The organism is Amycolatopsis sp. MJM2582 (genome assembly GCF_000754115.1).
In the GTDB taxonomy this organism is placed as follows: Bacteria; Actinomycetota; Actinomycetes; order Mycobacteriales; family Pseudonocardiaceae; genus Amycolatopsis; species Amycolatopsis japonica.
This window is the reverse complement of the sequence record NZ_JPLW01000007.1, coordinates 367,609-383,630: the sequence shown is the minus strand read 5'-3', so window position 1 is coordinate 383,630 and position 16,022 is coordinate 367,609. Positions and strand designations below refer to the sequence as shown.

Sequence of the window (16,022 nt, the reverse complement as noted above, 5' to 3'; positions counted from 1 at the left end):
TGGCATTGACGGAAAATCCGGAAGGCCGCCACGGTACGGGCCCCTCGGCCGCGACGGCAGCGCCCGATCGGGTGTATCCCGGCCACGAAAGACGGATTAAGCCGATTTCCCTGCAGTGGGTATGCTGTTCCGTCTCCCGAACCGATTGAGGTGCGCGATGGCGGGTACACGGGACTGGGTCCCGGCCGGAGTCGATACAGCCACACCGAACGTCGCCCGGATCTATGACTATTGGCTCGGCGGAAACCACAATTTTGAAAAAGATCGCACTACGGCGGACCATCTCGAGCGGACCCTGCCGTGGGTCCGGCAATCGGTGCGGCTCAACCGGGCCTTCCTCGGGCGCGCGGTGCGTTTCATGGTCGCGCAGGGCATCCAGCAGTTCCTCGACCTGGGCGCGGGTATCCCCACCGTGGGCAACGTGCACGAGATCGCCCAGCGGGAGGCGCCCGAGGCCCGGGTGGTCTACGTCGACAAGGAAGCGGTGGCGGTCGCGCACGGCGAGCTGATGCTGGCGGGCGACGACCGCACCGCGGTCCTGCACGCGGATGTGCGGGATGTGGGGCGGGTGCTGGGCAGCTCGGAGGTCCGGCGGCTGATCGACTTCTCCGAGCCGGTCGGCCTGCTGTGCATGCTGCTGCTGCACTGGATCCCGGACGAGGACGACCCGGCCGGGCTGGTGCGCGCGTACCAGGAACCCCTCGCCCCGGGCAGCCTGCTCGCCTTCACCCACGTCACGTCCGACGTGCACCACGAGTTGTTCACCGCGGTGACCAACCAGATGGCCGAGCGGCGCGGCGAGGTACCGCTGGCCCGTTCCCATGACCAGGTCCTCGGCCTGCTCGGGGATCTGGCACTGGTCGAGCCGGGCCTGGTGGGCTGTGGAAGCTGGCGGCCGGCCGGGCCCACCGACATAGCCGAGGACCCGATTTGGAACGAGCTGCTCTACGCGGGCGTGGCACGGAAGTCCTGAACCCATGACCGACCCCGGCAGTCTGCCGTTCCAGGAGCCGTCCGAGAACGTGCGCCGCGAACGCGCTCTCCTCGCGCGCAAGTGGGCGTACCTGCTCGGCGGGATCGGTTACGTGCCGCTGGTGCACGCCAGTTTCGAGGCCGAGCTGGCCGCGCTGCTGGACGCCTTGTGCGCCGAGGTGTACGAGAGCGGGCAGGAACATTCGCCCGGCAGCACGGGTTCGCTGGAGGCCGCGGGCGCGCGGCTGGCCGAGCTGAACTGCGCGAGCGGGCAGGCGATCACCGTCACCATGGGCGTCTTGGGCAAGGGCCTGCTCACGCTGCCCGAATTCCAGCCCGCCGAACGATTCGCCGAACGCGTGGTGGGTGTGCTCGGCGCGCTGGCCGCGAGTGTGGTGGTGGCCGCGCAGAACGCCACCTTGGCACAGCAGGAAAGCCTGAAGCTGTCCATGCTCAAAGCGGTACGGGACGCCAAATACGAGCTGCGGACCGCGCAGGCGCGGTTCGACGAGGTCGCCACCTCCTCCGCCAGCGGCATCCTGGTCACCGACCTGGACGGCAAGCTGGTCACCGTGAACGCCGCGGCCGGTGTGATGCTCGGGCACGCCCCGGACGAGCTGACCGGCTGCGACCTGTTCGAACTGGTACACCCCGACTACAAACTGGTCCTGCGGGAGGATTACCGCGCGCTGCTGACGGGCGAGGTCGAGCGGATCAAGCAGTCGCAACGGTTGCTGCACCGCGACGGCGAGCCGGTGTCGGTGTCGTTGACCGCCTCGCTGCTGCGCGGCGCCGGTGACGAGCCCAGCCATTTCGTCACCGTCGTCGAGGACGGCACCGAGCTTTCGTTGCTGCAGAACGAACTCAGCAAGCAGGCCCTGCACGACGTGCTCACCGGCCTGCCCAACCGGCAGTGCTTCGGCACGCGGATGGAGAACCTGCTGGGCGCGGCCGATCCCGAGCTGGGCGTGACGCTCCTGCGGCTGGAGCTCGACTCCTTCGCGGTGGTGCGCAACGGCCTCGGCGAGCGTGCGGCCGAACAGCTGCTGATCGCCGTGGCGAAGCGGCTGAAGTCCTTGATGGCCAAGGAAAAGGCGCTCCTTTCCCGGTTCGACGGCGCGGAATTCGCGGTGCTGGTGGAGAACGGGCCGGGCACCCCGGACCCGGTGCGTCTGGTGCATGAACTGCGTCAAGCGTTGACCGAACCCACCTACGTGGACGGGCACGGGCTGGCGCTTTCGGTCAGTGTCGGCGTGGTCAATCGACCAGCCCAGGACCGCGAAGCCGCCGATCTGCTGCGCGAGTCCCATCAGGCGTTGCGCCGGGCGAAGGCCAACGGGCACGGGCAGTGGGAGTTGTTCCACCCCGAGCAGAACCGGCTGGATCGCGAGACCGACGCGCTGGCCGCGATCATGCCGGGCGCTTTCGAGCACGGGGACGTGGACGCGCGATACCGGCCGCTGGTGCGGCTGACCGACGGCGCGGTGCACGGGGTGGAGGTGCAGCTCAGCTGGGACCCGCCCGGTGTGGGCCCGCTGTCGGACCAGCACTGCCGCCGCTTGGCCGAGAAGACCGGGCTGATGCTGTCGCTGGGCGAATGGCTGCTGAGCACCGGATGCCGCCAGGTGGGCTGGTGGCGGCAGCGGCTGGACCGCGACCTGCGGTTGCTGATCAGTCTGAGCCCGCACCAGGCCGCCGACACCGACTTGCTCACCCGGCTGGTCGGCGTGCTGGAGGCGACGCGGTTCCCGCCCGAGCGGCTGCTGGTCGAGTTGCCCATGCTGGCCCTGGCCGCCGACCTCGGCGAAACGAGGGACAACCTGGGGGCGCTGGCCGACCTCGGGGTGCGGCCGGTGATCAGCGTCCGCGGACTGGGCGACGGCGCGCTGGCCTTGGTGGCCGACCTGCCGGTGCACGGCGTGCGACTGGACTGCGGGCTGCTGGACGGGATCGCGCCGGACTCGCCGGTGGCCGGTCTGCTGCGGGACCTGCCGGAGCTGGCGCACCGGACGGGCGCGGACGTGATCGTGGACGGTCTGGCCACCGCCGACCAGGCGCGATTCTGGCTGGCCGCCGGGGCCGAGCTCGCGGTGGGCGATCACTACGGCGGACCTTGCCGTCCGGACGAGCTGGCGGGCATTTTCGGCGACCGGGGTCAGGAGGAGCCCCCTGCCTGAAACGCCGTGCGGAGGGCGGACCGGAGATCGGTCTCGCCCTCCACACGGGGATACAGCCGGTCATCGCCGGACCGCCGGTTCACCTCCGCCGACCTCACTGGGAGTGCGCAGGGTCGCCATGGCCAGGAAGCCACCGGCGATCGCGATCCCGGCGGCGCCGAGGAACGCGGCCGAATAGCCGCCGGTCAGTGCGACCGGGTCGCCGACCCGTCCCGCACCGGCCGACACGGCGACCGCGGTCATCGCGGCCAGGCCGAGCGCCGACCCGATCTGGTACGAGGTGTTCACGATCCCGGACGCGAGGCCGCCTTCCTCCGGTTTCGCGCTGGAGATCGCGGTGCCGAGCGACGGGATGAACGCCAGCGCCTGGCCAAGGGCCGCGACCAGCGACGCGGGCAGGACATCGACGACGAAGTTCCCCGTCGGGCTGACGAAGGACAACCACACCAGGCCCGCGGCGAGCGCCCACAGCCCACCGATGATCATCTTCTTCGGTCCGAACCGGCCGATCAGCTTCGGCGCGACCGCGACCATCAGCACGACGATCAGCACCGTCATCGGCAGCAGCGCCGCACCACTGGCGAACGCGCCGTAGCCCAGGACCTGCTGCAGGTACAGGTTGAGGAAGTACCACATCGGGATCCACGCCGCGCCGAGCAGGAACTGCGCCAGGTTCGCGCCGCCGAGGTTCGGCGTCCGGAAGATCCCCAGCCGCACCAACGGGACTTCGCGCTTCCGCTGGATCGCGACGAACACCGCGAGCAGGGCGATGCCTCCGGCCAGCGCACCCCACGTGCCCGCCGAGTCCCAGCCCGCTTCCGGGGCGCGGACGACGCCGAACACGGTCAGGCCGAGGCCCGCGGTCGCCGCGATGGCACCGGCGATGTCGACCGAGCCACGCCGGGCCGGAGCGGACGGCATCAGCTTGCCGGTCGCCACGATAGCGACCAGCGAGATCGGGACGTAGAGCCAGAAGATCCACGGCCACGACAACCATTCGGTGATCACGCCGCCGAGGAACACGCCCGCGGTGCCGCCCGCGGGAGCCGCCGCGCCGTAGAGCGCGAGTGCCTTGGTCAGCTCACGCGGACGCGCGCCGAACAGCATCATCAGCAGGGTCAGCGCGGACGGCGCGATCAGTGCCGCTCCGGCGCCTTGCAGCACCCGGCCGAGCAGTTCGACCCAGGCGGTGCCCGCGACCGCGGCGACCACGGAACCGCCGAGGGTGACGACCCAGCCGGCGGTGAACATCCTCCGCGCGCCGAACAGGTCCGAGAGGCGTCCGCCGAGCAGAAGCAGCCCGGCGAGCGCGATGACATAGGCGTTGAACACCCACGACAGGTCACCCGGGGAGAACCCGAGGTCCTGCTGCATCGCCGGGAGGGCGACGCCGATGATCGAGGTGTCCATGATGACCATGAACTGGGCCAACGCGATGAGTCCCAGCGCCCACCACCGTCGTGGGTCCGGGGTTGTCTCCGCCATGACGACCGTCCTTTCAGGATTTCGATTACCCCTAGGGGGTATTGCGGAGTTGAAGTTAGACCGATCGGACACCGCCGCACAAGTACCCCTAGGGGGTATTAATGTAGTGGTGATCACAGGCGCTCCCTGGCGGAGAACCGTTGTGCGACACCAAGTAGGTCGACAGTTACCCCTTACAGGTATAAGGTTCCGGCGACCCGACAGAGAGGAGGAGCCGTGCAGCGTCTCAAATCGCTTGATCCGGCCGACGCGCCGTCGAAGTCCGCCGAGTTGCTCGGCGACCTCATCGAGCGGCATGGCTCGGTGGGCCCGATGGTCTCCGCGATGGCCAACTCCCCCGCGCTCCTTCAGGGCTACCTCGACTTCTCGCGCGCCATGAAGCGGGCCAAGCTTCCCCGGGCGCTCGGCGAGAAGATCTCACTCGCCCTGCAGGAGTGGATCGGTTGCGCACTGTGCCTGCAGGCGCACACCCAGGCCGCGCGGGCCGCCGGACTCGGCGACGACGACATCGCGCTGGCCCGCCAGGGCACTTCCATCGATCGGCGCGAGGCCGCGCTGATCGCCTACGCGGTGCGGGTCCTCGCCGAACCGTCGTCGATCGGCGACGAGGACGTCGCCGAATTGCGGCGACACGGCTGGAGCGACCGGCACATCGCCGACACGGTGGGGCTGGTGTCCCTCAACCTGCTCACCGGTTCGTTCAATCTCGTCGCAGGACTCGAACCCGCGCCTGCCGAGCAGTCCACAAAGGAGAAACACGATCATGTCGGCTGAACACGACCACGCGCACCACGAGCACCAGCACCACGGTGCCCACAGTGGACATTCGGGCGACGGGGGTCACGAACACCACCAGCAGGGCAAGGTGTCCTGGGGTATGGCGGCGTCGGCCACCCTGCACTGCCTCACCGGCTGCGCCATCGGCGAAGTGCTCGGCATGGTGATCGGCACCGCGCTGGGCTGGGGCAACCTCGCCACCATCGTGCTCGCCGTCGCGCTGGCGTTCGTCTTCGGCTATGCACTGACGATGCGCGGCGTCCTGCGCGCGGGTGTCGGGTTCAAGCAGGCCCTCAAGGTCGCGCTCGCCGCCGACACCGTCTCGATCATCGTCATGGAGATCATCGACAACGGCGTGATGCTCGTGGTCCCCGGCGCGATGGAGGCCGGTCTCACCAGCGGGCTGTTCTGGGGCGCGCTCGCCTTCGCCCTCTTCGTCGCCTTCCTGCTCACCACGCCGGTCAACAAGTGGCTCATCGGCCGCGGCGCCGGACACGCGGTGGTGCACGCTTACCACCACTGATTCACGACGGATCAAGGGCCGCCCTTGGTGCTTTTCGCACCGGGGGCGGCCCTTTGTCGTTGCTGCGTTCTGATCGGCGGTGGGCAGGTTGCGAAAGCCACTTTCGCAACGTTGAAGGTTGCGAAAGTGGCTTTCGCAACGTCAGCGGAGGCTCGCCGTGCTGCGGAATCCCTTGAGCCGCAGGCTGTTCGTCACTACGAAGACCGAGCTGAACGCCATCGCGGCGCCGGCGATCATCGGGTTGAGCAGCCCGGCCGCGGCCAGTGGCAGCGCCGCGACGTTGTAGGCGAAGGCCCAGAACAGGTTCCCCTTGATGGTGCGCAGCGTCCGCCGCGAGAGCCGGATCGCGTCCACCGCCGCCCGCAGGTCACCGCGGACGAGGGTGAGATCCGACGCCTCGATGGCGACGTCCGTGCCGGTGCCCATGGCCAGGCCGAGGTCGGCCTGCGCGAGCGCGGCCGCGTCGTTGACACCGTCGCCCACCATCGCGACCACCTTGCCCTCGCCCTGCAGCCGCTTGACCACGTCGACCTTGTCCTTGGGCAGGACCTCCGCGATCACCTCGGTGATCCCGACCTCCGCGGCCACCGCGCGGGCCACGGCCTCGTTGTCCCCGGTGAGCAGGACCGGGGTCAGGCCGAGCGCCCGCAGCTGCGTGATGGCTTCGGCGGAGGTCGGCTTCACCGTGTCGGCGACGACGAGGACCGCGCGAGCTTTCCCGTCCCAGCCGACGGCGATCGCGGTGCGGCCGTCCTTCTCCTCGGACGCCTTCTTCTCCGCGAGATCCGACGGCAGGTGGTGCGCCCACTCCTCCAGCAGCGCGCTGCGTCCGGCCAGCACCGCCTTCCCGTCGACGATCCCTTGCACGCCAAGGCCTTCGACGTTGGTGAACTCCTCGACGGCGGGCAGCTCACCCACCCGCTCCCGTGCCGCGCGGGCGATGGCCTGCGCGATCGGGTGCTCCGAAGCGTTCTCCAGCGCACCGGCCAGGCGCAGCGTCGTCTCCTCGTCGACGTCTTCGGCGACGTGGACGGCCACCAGCGACATCTGCCCGGTGGTCACGGTGCCGGTCTTGTCGAGGACGACCGTGTCGACCGAGCGCGTGGACTCCAGCACTTCCGGGCCCTTGATCAGGATCCCGAGCTGTGCGCCCCGTCCGGTGCCCACCAGCAGCGCCGTCGGCGTCGCCAGCCCCAGCGCGCACGGGCAGGCGATGATCAGCACGGCCACCGCCGCGGTGAACGCCGCCGCGACCGAACCACCGGCCCCGAGCCAGAACATCAGCGTGCCGACGGCGAGCGCGATCACGATCGGCACGAACACACCCGAAACGCGGTCGGCCAGCCGCTGGACCTGCGCCTTGCCGGTCTGCGCGTCCTCCACCAGTTTCGCCATCTGCGCCAGCTGCGTGTCCGCGCCGACCCGCGTCGCACGGACGACGAGCCGTCCGCCCGCGTTCACCGTCGCACCGACCACGGCGTCGCCGGGCCCGACCTCGACAGGGACGCTCTCGCCGGTCAGCATGCTCGCGTCGACGGCGGAGCTGCCCTCGACGATCACGCCGTCGGTGGCGATCTTCTCCCCCGGCCGGACCACGAACCGGTCCCCGACGACGAGCCGGTCGACCGGGATCCGCTCTTCCTTGCCGTCACGGAGCACGGCGACGTCCTTCGCGCCCAGCTCCAGCAACGCGCGCAGCGCGGCACCGGCCCGGCGCTTGGACCGCGCCTCGAAGTACCGTCCGGCGAGGATGAACGTCGTCACCCCGGCGGCGACCTCGAGATAGATGTTGCCGTCCCCGGCCATCCGTTCGACGGTCAACTCGAAGGCGTGCGTCATCCCCGGCGTCCCCGCGCTGCCGAACAGCAGCGCGTAGAGCGACCACAGGAACGCGGCGAGCGTGCCCATCGAGATCAGGGTGTCCATGGTGGCCGCGCCGTGGCGCAGGTTCGCCCACGCCGCCTTGTGGAACGGCCACGCCGCCCACACCAGCACCGGCGCGGCCAGCGTCAGCGAGATCCACTGCCAGTAGGTGAACTGGAACGCCGGCACCATCGCCAGCAGGATCACCGGCACCGACAGCACCGCGGAACCGATCAGCCGCTGCCGCAACGGCGCGATCGGGTCGGCCTCCTCGGCGGGCCCGCCCGGTCGCTCCTGCTCCTGCTTCGGCGGAGCCGGCAGGGCGGCCGCGTAACCGGCCGCCTCCACCTGCTCGATCAACCGCTGGGGTTCGATGTCCCCGCTGTAGGTGACTTTCGCCTTCTCCGTGGCGTAGTTGACCGTGGCGGTGACGCCGTCCAGCTTGTTCAGCTTCTTCTCGATGCGCATCGCGCACGACGCGCAGGTCATCCCGGTGATCGCGAGTTCGACCTCGGCCGTGGTGGCCTGGTCCAGATCGGAAGTCATCGTGGTCACTCCTTTCCGGCTCGGCCTCAGCCGTGTCCGCCGTGGCCGTCGCCGGCCGCCGGGGGTGGGGTCTGGTTCTGGGGCGCCGAAGCGGCCGGGGCGGGTGTGCCCGCGGTGGCGACGGTGAACTCGGCGGTGCGGACCTTGCCGTGGTGCTGGAAGTCCAGGAACAGCCGGTACGTCCCGGCCGAGGGGACTTCGGCGAAGAAGGTCACCGTGGGGCCGGGTTTCGTGCGGCCGTCTCCGGGCTCGCCGTCCGGGTGGACGTGCAGATAGGCGAGGTCGCCACCGCGCAGCGCCACCAAATGACCGTAGGCGCCCAGGTACGGCTGCAGATCGGTCACGTCACGGCCGTCCTTGGTCACCGTCAAGGTCACCTTCGACGACTTGCCCGGCGCCAGCTCGCCGTCCAGACGGACCTGGTAGCCGTCGACGTTCGCGACCCGCGAGGGCTGGTGCTCGACGGGTTCGAACTCCCCCGCCGCGGCCACGTCGACACCGAGTGTCGAGGCCGAGCCGCCCGTCGGCTTGAAGTCCGCGAAGACGCGGTAACTGCCCGCCTCGGGCAGGGCCAGCGGGACACTCCACACGCCGTCGGGCGCGAGTTCGGGATGCACGTGCTGGAATCCGGCCGTGTCGCGACGGACGACGATCAGGTGCATCCGCTTTTCGTGTTCGACGTCGTACGCGGTGACCGGTGCGCCGCCGGGGCCGAGAATCCTGAAGGAGAAGGGCTGGTTCGTCCCCGGCGTGAGCGTCGTGGTGGTGGGCGTGAGGGTGTAGCCGCCCCTGGACGACGCGAGCCCGCCGGGCTCGTCGGTCGGCGCCGCCTCCGCGACGGTGCCGCTGTGAGCGTCCCCATGCCCGGCGTCCTCGCCGCCGGGAAGGCCGGCCGCGCCGGCGAAAGGACCGACAGCGGTGCCTGCGGCCCAGGCGCCACCGGCGACCAGGGCAAGCGCCACACCGTAGGCGGAGAGCTTCGCAACTGTGTTCATCGTGAAGTCCTTAGTGCGGGCCGTGACCCGCGATCGGGAGCGAACCGCGGCTCAGGCGGTCAGCTCGTATCCGGCTTCTTCGACGGCGGCGCGCACATCCGCGACGGCGGGCTCCCGGGAGCCGGTCACGGTCACCGCGCCGGTGGGCAGATCCACGCGGACGCCGGTGACGCCGTCGATCTTGCCGACCTCTTCGGTGACGGAACGGACGCAGTGGTCGCAGGTCATGCCGGTGACGGTGTAGGTGGTCTCGCTCATTTCTCTTCTCCTCCGGATTCGTTGCGGTGCTTCAGGAACGGACGAGGCGGGCGATGACGTCGGTCGCCTCTTTGATCTTCTCGTCGGCCTCGTCGCCGCCCTTGGCGATGGCGTCGGACACGCAGTGCCTGAGGTGCTCGTCCATCAACCCCAGCGACACCGACTGCAACGCCTTCGTGGCCGCGGACACCTGCGTGAGGATGTCGATGCAGTACTTGTCCTCTTCGACCATTCGCTGCAGGCCCCGGATCTGTCCTTCGATCCGCCGCAGCCGGGTCAGGTATTCGTCCTTGCCTTGCGTGTATCCGTGCATCTCGACCTCCTGAAGAGGACTCTACATACCCTAGGGGGGTAGGGCAACAGGCATACCCCGGTGGCGTATGTCACCACCCGCTCCCGCGGCAGCCGCCTTCGACGCGCCACCTTCGGGCGGGCATGATTGGGACGTCCGCGAATCCCGACTCGAGGAGTGAGCGTGGCCGATCACGGCGACGACAAGGAGCGCCAGCTCAAACGCCTGCGACGCGTCGAGGGGCAGATCCGGGGGCTGCAGAAGATGGTCGAGGAGGACAAGTACTGCATCGACGTCCTCACCCAGGTTTCAGCGGCGACCCGCGCCCTGCAATCGTTCTCCCTCGAACTCCTCGAGCGGCATATGGCGGGCTGCGTCGTCGAAGCCGCCGCGAAGGGCGGTGCCGAGGCGGACAGGAAGATCCGGGAAGCCTCCGAAGCGATCGCGCGCCTGGTGCGTTCCTGACCCGTCCACACAAACGAGCGGGCGGGTGACCTCACGTCACCCGCCCTCTTCGCCGAATTACCGCACCGGCACAGCAAGTGCGTGCGGCCGCCGATCTCGTATTCGTTTGTCGGCCATCGTCGTCAGCCGACCACCTCGTAGCCGACCTCTTCGACCGCGGACCGCACCAGCCGCGCGTCGACCAGTCCCTTGTTCATGCAGCCCGAGCAGGTCCGTGCGAACGCGGCAAAGTCCCGATACGGGGTAAGGGTTTACAAGTCGGACTTCAGGATCTCGTCGGCGTCCTTCACCAGCACCATCACGTCCTGGTGGCGATCCCACGCCGCCTCGTCGTACCCGGCGAGACGCAGGCCGGGAGCCTCCAGCGCGCGCTGCACCGCCCAGCCGGGCGAGCTGAGCGAGATGCCGTAGCCGTCGTTGCCCGCGTAGTCGTTGTAGCCGAACCCGCACGCCTTGTACGCGGCGAGCATGCGATCGGTGGCACGGGAGTCCAGCCCGTAGTCCTTGCCCGCCTCGGCGCGCATCGCCATCCGGCGGCCGTGCGTGGTGACCACGGCGACGCCACCGGGAGCGAGCGCGCGCGAGAAGTAGCGCAGCAGCGGACCCCAGTTCGGGGCATCGAGATGGGTCAGCACCGAACCGCACCACAGCAGGTCCACACCGGTCACCTGCTCGATGTCGTCGACATCCGGGGCGCCGGGCACCGCCCGCGCGCCGAACGCCTCCGCGCAGGAGGCCAGCGCCGCCGGGTCCATGTCGCACGCGATCAGCTCCGCCGCCGGGAAGGCAGCGCGCAGCGAACGCATCACCCGGCCGTAACCACACCCGAAGTCCAAGACCCGCTTCGGTTCCGGCCTCCCCGTGACCTGCAACGCGGCGAGCACCGCGCGCAACGCGTCCCTGGACACGCTCATGTAGTGCGCGGTGTTGTTGCCCGCGAACATGCTGTCGCCCTCGGCGATCGTCGTGCTGACCTCGGGCATGATGCCCGCGACGGTCTCGTCCAACGTCTCGCTCATTCGTCCCCCTGGAAGGTCGGTCCCGAACGGGAACCGTAGCGGCCACGGCGCTCGCGCCGAACTTCGCCCGCGTTTCCGGAATGACGTGAATGTGGACGGAATCGCGCGGCCGTCAGCGTCTGCGAGTGGGAGTGGAACGGCGCGGGGTCGTCGGGCGGTTCGCGGTCGTCGGGGCGCGGTACGTGGTGGTCCGTGTGGTCCCGGGGGTGATCCGGGTCGTCGTGGTCGTCGCCGGGGTCTGCGGCGAGGCCGTCGTGACCGGACCGGTCGTCGTCGGAGCCGTCGCCGGGGCCGTCAGCGAAGTCGTCGCCGGGGACACCACCTGGCCGCGCCCCTGCCCGCCCCCGGCACACGCGCCGAGCAGCGCCACCACGCCCACGACCAGCCCGCACAGCCACACCCGCATGGCGCGGACCTTAACAGTCCGCAGGCCGGGAATCCGGCCGAACGACCGAATCCCACCCACCCCTCGGCTAGGCCGCGGCTCGCAGGCGATACAGCTCGGCCAGCGTGGCGCCCTCGGCGCCGATGTCCGCGCCGTTCTCCGTGCCCAGCCACGCGGCCGCCTCGTCTCGCGGCAGCGGGCAGACCTCGATCTCCGCGAGACAGCGGCCGGGCCGGACCACCGCAGGATGCAACCGCGCGACGTTCTCGTTCGTGGTCAGGCATACCAGGATGTCCAGGCCCTGGCCGAGCAGGCCGTCGGTCAGATTGAGCAAACGGGACAGAGCCTGGCCGGAGTCGCGCTTCGCGTCCGCGCCGACGAGTTCGTCGCAGTCCTCGAGGATCAGCAGGCGCCATTTCCGCTTGTCCGCCCGCTCTTCACCGAGCACCACCGATGTCAGGTAGCCCGGATCGGCGAACAGGACCTCGGGGTCGAGGACGTTGTCGACCTGGCACCAGTCCCGCCATTCGTGCGCGAGCGCGCGCACGGCGGTCGTCTTGCCGGTGCCCGCGGGGCCGTGGAGAAGGATCAGCCTGCCGGTGATGTCCTCCGGGCGCGCCGCCATGAGCGTGTCGAGCGCGGTCACCGCCGACCGCGGGTAGTTGCCGCGGATCGCCTGCCACGGCGGCAAGTCCATCGTCCTGGGCGCGCGTACGCCGGCGCCGCCGCATCCCTGCACGTGCCAGAACCCGACCGGTACGGCCGATTCCCCGGGAAGTCCCGTCCGCACGGTTCCGACCGCGGCCGCGAGCACCTCCTCGGCGAGCTCGCCGGAAGTGGCGCATACGCACACGGTCGCGGCGCCGGCGCGGCGGCGCATCGCGACGAGTGTCCAATCAGGACCGGAGGCGAGATGCGAGCGCTTGCCGTCCAGTTCGTACGTCAGATCCGCGGTGACTCCTGGCGGCAGCAGCGTCGCGTCCGGAGAGACCTCGGTGATTTCGGCGGCCCGTGAATGCGGCTTGGCCCCGGTGATGAACGGTTCCATGGCCAGCGCGTTCAGCACGCCCTCCATCGGCACGTTGCCACCGAAGAACATCCCGCGATCAAGAGACTGGGGTGATTCCGTTGTCCTTGCTGTCACCCCATCACGGTCCATCGCGCGAGGCGGGCGCACATCAGGGAGCGTCCCCGATTCACCCCTGACAGGGATCTTCACCGGACCGCCTGTCCGCCACGACCGCCGGGATGATTGTCTCTGGTCTGACACTGGACCGTTCGCGGAAGGAGGTGCGCGGTGAGCGATGACGGTTTCATCGAGGTGATCGCCCGCGAAGTGGAGGCCGACCCCGGCAATCTGGCGCTGCGTGAGGACTTCATCACGCTGCTGCTGGAGAAGGACCCGGACCGCGCCGCCACCGAACTGACGGCGTTCGAGGCCCACGGTGGTGATCAGGCGCGGATCCGCCTGCTGCGCGCCCGGCTGATGGCGGCGCGGTTGCGGACCTCGACCCCACCGCCCGCCGAGGCCGTGGCGGCCCCGTCCGATGAGGACCGTCACGCCGTGAGCGCCGGCGCTTCGGAGTCGCTGTGGGACACCGAGCGCCCGGCGGTGACGCTGGCCGACGTCGTGGGGCTCGCCGAGGTCAAGCAGCATCTGAACACCGCGTTCCTGACGCCGCTGCGCAATCCCGAACTGGCGGCGGCGTTCGGGCAGAAACCGGGCGGATCGCTGCTGATGTACGGCCCGCCCGGCTGCGGCAAGACGTTCATCGCCAGGGCGATCGCCGGTGATCTCGGCGCGTCCTTCATCCACGTGACCCTCGCGGACCTGCTCAGCAAATGGATCGGTGAAAGCGAGAAGGCGATCCAGAGCGTGTTCCGCCACGCCCGCGCGGCCGCACCGTGCGTGATCTTCTTCGACGAGTTCGACGCGCTCGGCGGACGGCGCACCTCCGGTGGCGGCGGGTCGCAGGCGATGCGGATGCTCGTCACCCAGCTCCTGGAGGAGCTCGACGGTGTGGCGGGCGCGAACGACGGGGTCTACTTCCTCGCCGCGACGAACCGGCCGTGGGACATCGACTCCGCGCTGCGCCGCCCGGGCCGGATCGACAAGACGGTGCTGGTGCTGCCCCCGGACGCGGTCGCCAGGGCGGCGATCGTCCAGGGCGCGCTGGACGGCAAGCCCGCCGACGACGTCGACGTCGTGGCCGTCGCGGCGGCGACCGAAGGGTTCTCCGGTGCCGATCTCAGTCACCTGACGACCACCGTGCTGCAACAGGCGATGGTCGAGTCGATGAGCAAGGGCGAGCTGGTCCCGGTCACCACCGGCGCGCTGCTGGCCGCCGTCCGCGGCATCACCCCGTCCACGACATCCTGGTTCGACCAGGTGGCACCGGTGCTGGAGTTCGGCGTCGACGACGGCACCTTCGACCAGCTCCGGGCGTACCGGGTCAAGCGGGGCATGCGATGAGCGACACCGTCGAGCGGGACCTCGACCTGGCTTGGGAACTCCTTGAGGCACAGCCGACGCATCCCCGCGTCGCCGAGCTGGCGGTGCGGGTGCTCGCGGCCCAGCCGGAGCGGAGCAGCGCGTCGATGGTGCTCGGCTATCACCGCGAGTCCTGCGGCGACACGGACGAAGCGCGGCGCCTCTATCTGCGGGTGGCCGGTCGCCGCGACAACCAGTTCATCTGGGCGGCTCGTGCGCTTCGGCATCTGGAGTCGGGGGAGCACAACCACCAAGACGCGTTGCGGTGGGCACGCACCGTACTGGGCCAGAACCAGGATGACTGGGACGACTGGATGCAGCTGGGCCACGCCCAGGCCTGCGCCGGGGAACACGAGGCCGGGTGGCGGCAGCTCGACGAGGCGGTGGCGCTGTGCGCGCGGACGGCGCCGGACGATCTCCCCAAAGCGCTGGCGAAGCGCGCGGAGTACCTGCTGGCCGGCTGCGCCCCGCCCGAACGGTTCGTTCCCGCGGCCGAGGAGGCCATCCGGACCAACGTGGCGGACTCCTGGGTCGCCATGCTGCTCGGCTACGCCTACCTGGCGCAGTACCGGTTCGACGACGCCGAACGACTCGGTCTCCGGCTGCTGCGTGAGGACCCGACCGACGACCTGTTGCACACCCTGGTGGAGACCGCTCGGACGATGCTGACGATCGTCGAAAAGGCGCGCGGCGACGACATCAGCCTGGCGGACATCCAAGCCACCGGCGCGCTCGAGATGGCTTGGCAGCAGATCCGCGACCTGAAGCTGGGCATCGACCTGGCCTCCGCGCTGGCGGCACTGGACGCCGTGATGCCCGCCGAACTGCGCGACACGCTACGGCCGGAAGCCTCGGCCGCGGAGCTGGCCGAGGGCGAGGACAAGGTCGGCTCCATGGCCGCGAGGGATCTGCTCACCTGGCACGACGGCCAGCCGCCCGGCTCCGGCGCCTCCTGGGGCTGGACCGAGCCGTTCCGCCTGATGTCGGCGGCCGAAATCATCGCCATGGACGCCGGGATCGAAGCCGACCAGGCGGCGCACCCCGACTGGCCCGAAAAGGAGGTCTGGGAGCAGGTGATGACCGACGACGCCGGGGCCTACCTGGTCGCCGTCGCGTTCGGGAAGCTGGTGAAACGCCGGCCAGGACAGCCCGACGAGCCCGTCGCCGACTCGATGGCCGACTGGATCTGGGACCGGGTGGCGAACTTCGGCGGGCAGGATCCGCGGCCGGCACCGCTGAAGACCGAGGAGCCCACGGCCGATCCGCTTCCGGCCCCCGGGACGCCGTTGACCGGTGTCATCGTCACGATGTGCGCCTCGTTGGGCGAGCCTGAGGACTCTCCCGCCTTCGCGGAACTTCGGCGGCTCTTCCCCGGCTCGACCGTCAGGCGGAGTGAGCTGGTCCCCGACGAGCCGAGCACCGACGGCGTCTACATCGAGGCGCTCGAAGGGCTGGTGACGAAGGTCAGCGTGGATGTCGCGGTCTGCCCGGCCGCGGACCGGCTGATCTCCGGGCTCGACCTCGGCGGACATCGTGGGTCCGTCGATGCCTTCGTGCGGGCGCATGGGGCCGTTCCGCACGACAGCTGGGTGAACCGTGCCAACGGCGAAGCCACGGTCGTCTACCACGTCGACGGGCATCGGCTCTGCTTGTGCTGGGCGGACGGGAGTATCGCCCGGATCTACGTCACCGGTGGCTGAGCGGCGGCTGGCGCTTTGACGGCTTGCCGTTCGTTGCCGCTTTTCGGCGACGGGTTCAGAACGGTGGTGGCTCG

General features: G+C 70.0%; 15 protein-coding genes. 7 read left to right on the top strand and 8 right to left on the bottom strand.

Annotation, left to right across the window (positions count from 1 at the left end; translation table 11 throughout):
* The first annotated feature begins 121 nt into the window (after positions 1-121).
* A complete protein-coding gene (locus ED92_RS36285) occupies positions 122-973 on the top strand; it encodes an SAM-dependent methyltransferase (protein ID WP_369797472.1) in 852 nt (283 codons plus the stop codon).
* A gap of 4 nt (positions 974-977) precedes the next feature.
* Positions 978-3,149 (top strand): bifunctional diguanylate cyclase/phosphodiesterase, encoded by a 2,172-nt coding sequence (locus ED92_RS36280; RefSeq protein ID WP_037346501.1) that lies wholly within the window; start codon positions 978-980, stop codon positions 3,147-3,149.
* 60 nt (positions 3,150-3,209) lie between these two features.
* On the opposite strand, the gene ED92_RS36275 is transcribed toward ED92_RS36280, so the two are convergent.
* Positions 3,210-4,634, bottom strand: coding sequence for an MFS transporter (locus ED92_RS36275; protein WP_037346498.1), 1,425 nt, complete (start codon positions 4,632-4,634; stop codon positions 3,210-3,212).
* Positions 4,635-4,850: 216 nt separating this feature from the next.
* Here ED92_RS36275 and ED92_RS36270 point away from each other — a divergent pair, with 216 nt between their 5' ends.
* Complete coding sequence (locus ED92_RS36270) at positions 4,851-5,408, top strand: carboxymuconolactone decarboxylase family protein (RefSeq protein WP_037346497.1); 558 nt, start codon at positions 4,851-4,853, stop codon at positions 5,406-5,408.
* Entirely contained in the window at positions 5,398-5,934 is a 537-nt protein-coding gene (locus tag ED92_RS36265; protein ID WP_037346496.1) for a DUF4396 domain-containing protein, read from the top strand. Before ED92_RS36270 ends, ED92_RS36265 begins: the two co-directional genes overlap by 11 nt.
* 141 nt (positions 5,935-6,075) lie before the next feature.
* On the opposite strand, the gene ED92_RS36260 is transcribed toward ED92_RS36265, so the two are convergent.
* Genes ED92_RS36260 through ED92_RS36245 form a run of 4 tightly spaced genes read right to left on the bottom strand, consistent with a single transcriptional unit; the run spans position 6,076 to position 9,909 of the window.
* Positions 6,076-8,343, bottom strand: coding sequence for a cation-translocating P-type ATPase (locus ED92_RS36260; protein WP_037346494.1), 2,268 nt, complete (start codon positions 8,341-8,343; stop codon positions 6,076-6,078).
* 26 nt (positions 8,344-8,369) lie between these two features.
* Entirely contained in the window at positions 8,370-9,338 is a 969-nt protein-coding gene (locus ED92_RS36255; RefSeq protein ID WP_037346492.1) for a hypothetical protein, read from the bottom strand.
* A gap of 51 nt (positions 9,339-9,389) precedes the next feature.
* Entirely contained in the window at positions 9,390-9,596 is a 207-nt protein-coding gene (locus ED92_RS36250) for a heavy-metal-associated domain-containing protein (RefSeq protein ID WP_037346490.1), read from the bottom strand.
* A 31-nt stretch (positions 9,597-9,627) separates the two neighbouring features.
* Positions 9,628-9,909, bottom strand: a complete 282-nt coding sequence (locus ED92_RS36245) for a metal-sensitive transcriptional regulator (protein ID WP_037346488.1) — start codon at positions 9,907-9,909, stop codon at positions 9,628-9,630.
* A gap of 162 nt (positions 9,910-10,071) precedes the next feature.
* Here ED92_RS36245 and ED92_RS36240 point away from each other — a divergent pair, with 162 nt between their 5' ends.
* Positions 10,072-10,353, top strand: coding sequence for a metal-sensitive transcriptional regulator (locus ED92_RS36240; RefSeq protein WP_037346486.1), 282 nt, complete (start codon positions 10,072-10,074; stop codon positions 10,351-10,353).
* Between the two features lie 251 nt (positions 10,354-10,604).
* Here ED92_RS36240 and ED92_RS36235 read toward each other — a convergent pair whose 3' ends face one another.
* The 3 genes from ED92_RS36235 to ED92_RS36225 all read right to left on the bottom strand — a co-directional run bounded on the left by ED92_RS36235 (position 10,605) and on the right by ED92_RS36225 (position 12,901).
* Positions 10,605-11,372, bottom strand: coding sequence for a trans-aconitate 2-methyltransferase (locus ED92_RS36235; protein WP_037346483.1), 768 nt, complete (start codon positions 11,370-11,372; stop codon positions 10,605-10,607).
* A 112-nt stretch (positions 11,373-11,484) separates the two neighbouring features.
* The gene (locus tag ED92_RS36230) at positions 11,485-11,778 is read right to left on the bottom strand and encodes a hypothetical protein (protein ID WP_037346480.1); all 294 of its coding nucleotides are present in this window, start codon (positions 11,776-11,778) and stop codon (positions 11,485-11,487) included.
* Between the two features lie 67 nt (positions 11,779-11,845).
* Complete coding sequence (locus ED92_RS36225; protein WP_235213467.1) at positions 11,846-12,901, bottom strand: DUF5925 domain-containing protein; 1,056 nt, start codon at positions 12,899-12,901, stop codon at positions 11,846-11,848.
* A gap of 153 nt (positions 12,902-13,054) precedes the next feature.
* Here ED92_RS36225 and ED92_RS36220 point away from each other — a divergent pair, with 153 nt between their 5' ends.
* On the top strand, positions 13,055-14,230 hold the full coding sequence (locus tag ED92_RS36220; RefSeq protein WP_037346475.1) for a 26S protease regulatory subunit: 1,176 nt from the start codon (positions 13,055-13,057) through the stop codon (positions 14,228-14,230).
* On the top strand, positions 14,227-15,948 hold the full coding sequence (locus ED92_RS36215) for a lipopolysaccharide assembly protein LapB (RefSeq protein WP_037346473.1): 1,722 nt from the start codon (positions 14,227-14,229) through the stop codon (positions 15,946-15,948). The genes ED92_RS36220 and ED92_RS36215 overlap by 4 nt, the downstream gene beginning before the upstream one ends.
* Positions 15,949-16,022 lie beyond the last annotated feature (74 nt).

What these genes read in the sequence shown, in the direction of transcription:
- ED92_RS36285 (WP_369797472.1), top strand. Translation starts at nt 122, where the DNA reads ATGCTGTTCCGTCTCCCGAACCGATTGAGGTGCGCGATGGCGGGTACA.
- ED92_RS36280 (WP_037346501.1), top strand. Translation starts at nt 978, where the DNA reads ATGACCGACCCCGGCAGTCTGCCGTTCCAGGAGCCGTCCGAGAACGTG.
- ED92_RS36275 (WP_037346498.1), bottom strand. Translation starts at nt 4,634, where the DNA reads ATGGCGGAGACAACCCCGGACCCACGACGGTGGTGGGCGCTGGGACTC.
- ED92_RS36265 (WP_037346496.1), top strand. Translation starts at nt 5,398, where the DNA reads ATGTCGGCTGAACACGACCACGCGCACCACGAGCACCAGCACCACGGT.
- ED92_RS36260 (WP_037346494.1), bottom strand. Translation starts at nt 8,343, where the DNA reads ATGACTTCCGATCTGGACCAGGCCACCACGGCCGAGGTCGAACTCGCG.
- ED92_RS36255 (WP_037346492.1), bottom strand. Translation starts at nt 9,338, where the DNA reads ATGAACACAGTTGCGAAGCTCTCCGCCTACGGTGTGGCGCTTGCCCTG.
- ED92_RS36250 (WP_037346490.1), bottom strand. Translation starts at nt 9,596, where the DNA reads ATGAGCGAGACCACCTACACCGTCACCGGCATGACCTGCGACCACTGC.
- ED92_RS36245 (WP_037346488.1), bottom strand. Translation starts at nt 9,909, where the DNA reads ATGCACGGATACACGCAAGGCAAGGACGAATACCTGACCCGGCTGCGG.
- ED92_RS36235 (WP_037346483.1), bottom strand. Translation starts at nt 11,372, where the DNA reads ATGAGCGAGACGTTGGACGAGACCGTCGCGGGCATCATGCCCGAGGTC.
- ED92_RS36230 (WP_037346480.1), bottom strand. Translation starts at nt 11,778, where the DNA reads ATGCGGGTGTGGCTGTGCGGGCTGGTCGTGGGCGTGGTGGCGCTGCTC.
- ED92_RS36215 (WP_037346473.1), top strand. Translation starts at nt 14,227, where the DNA reads ATGAGCGACACCGTCGAGCGGGACCTCGACCTGGCTTGGGAACTCCTT.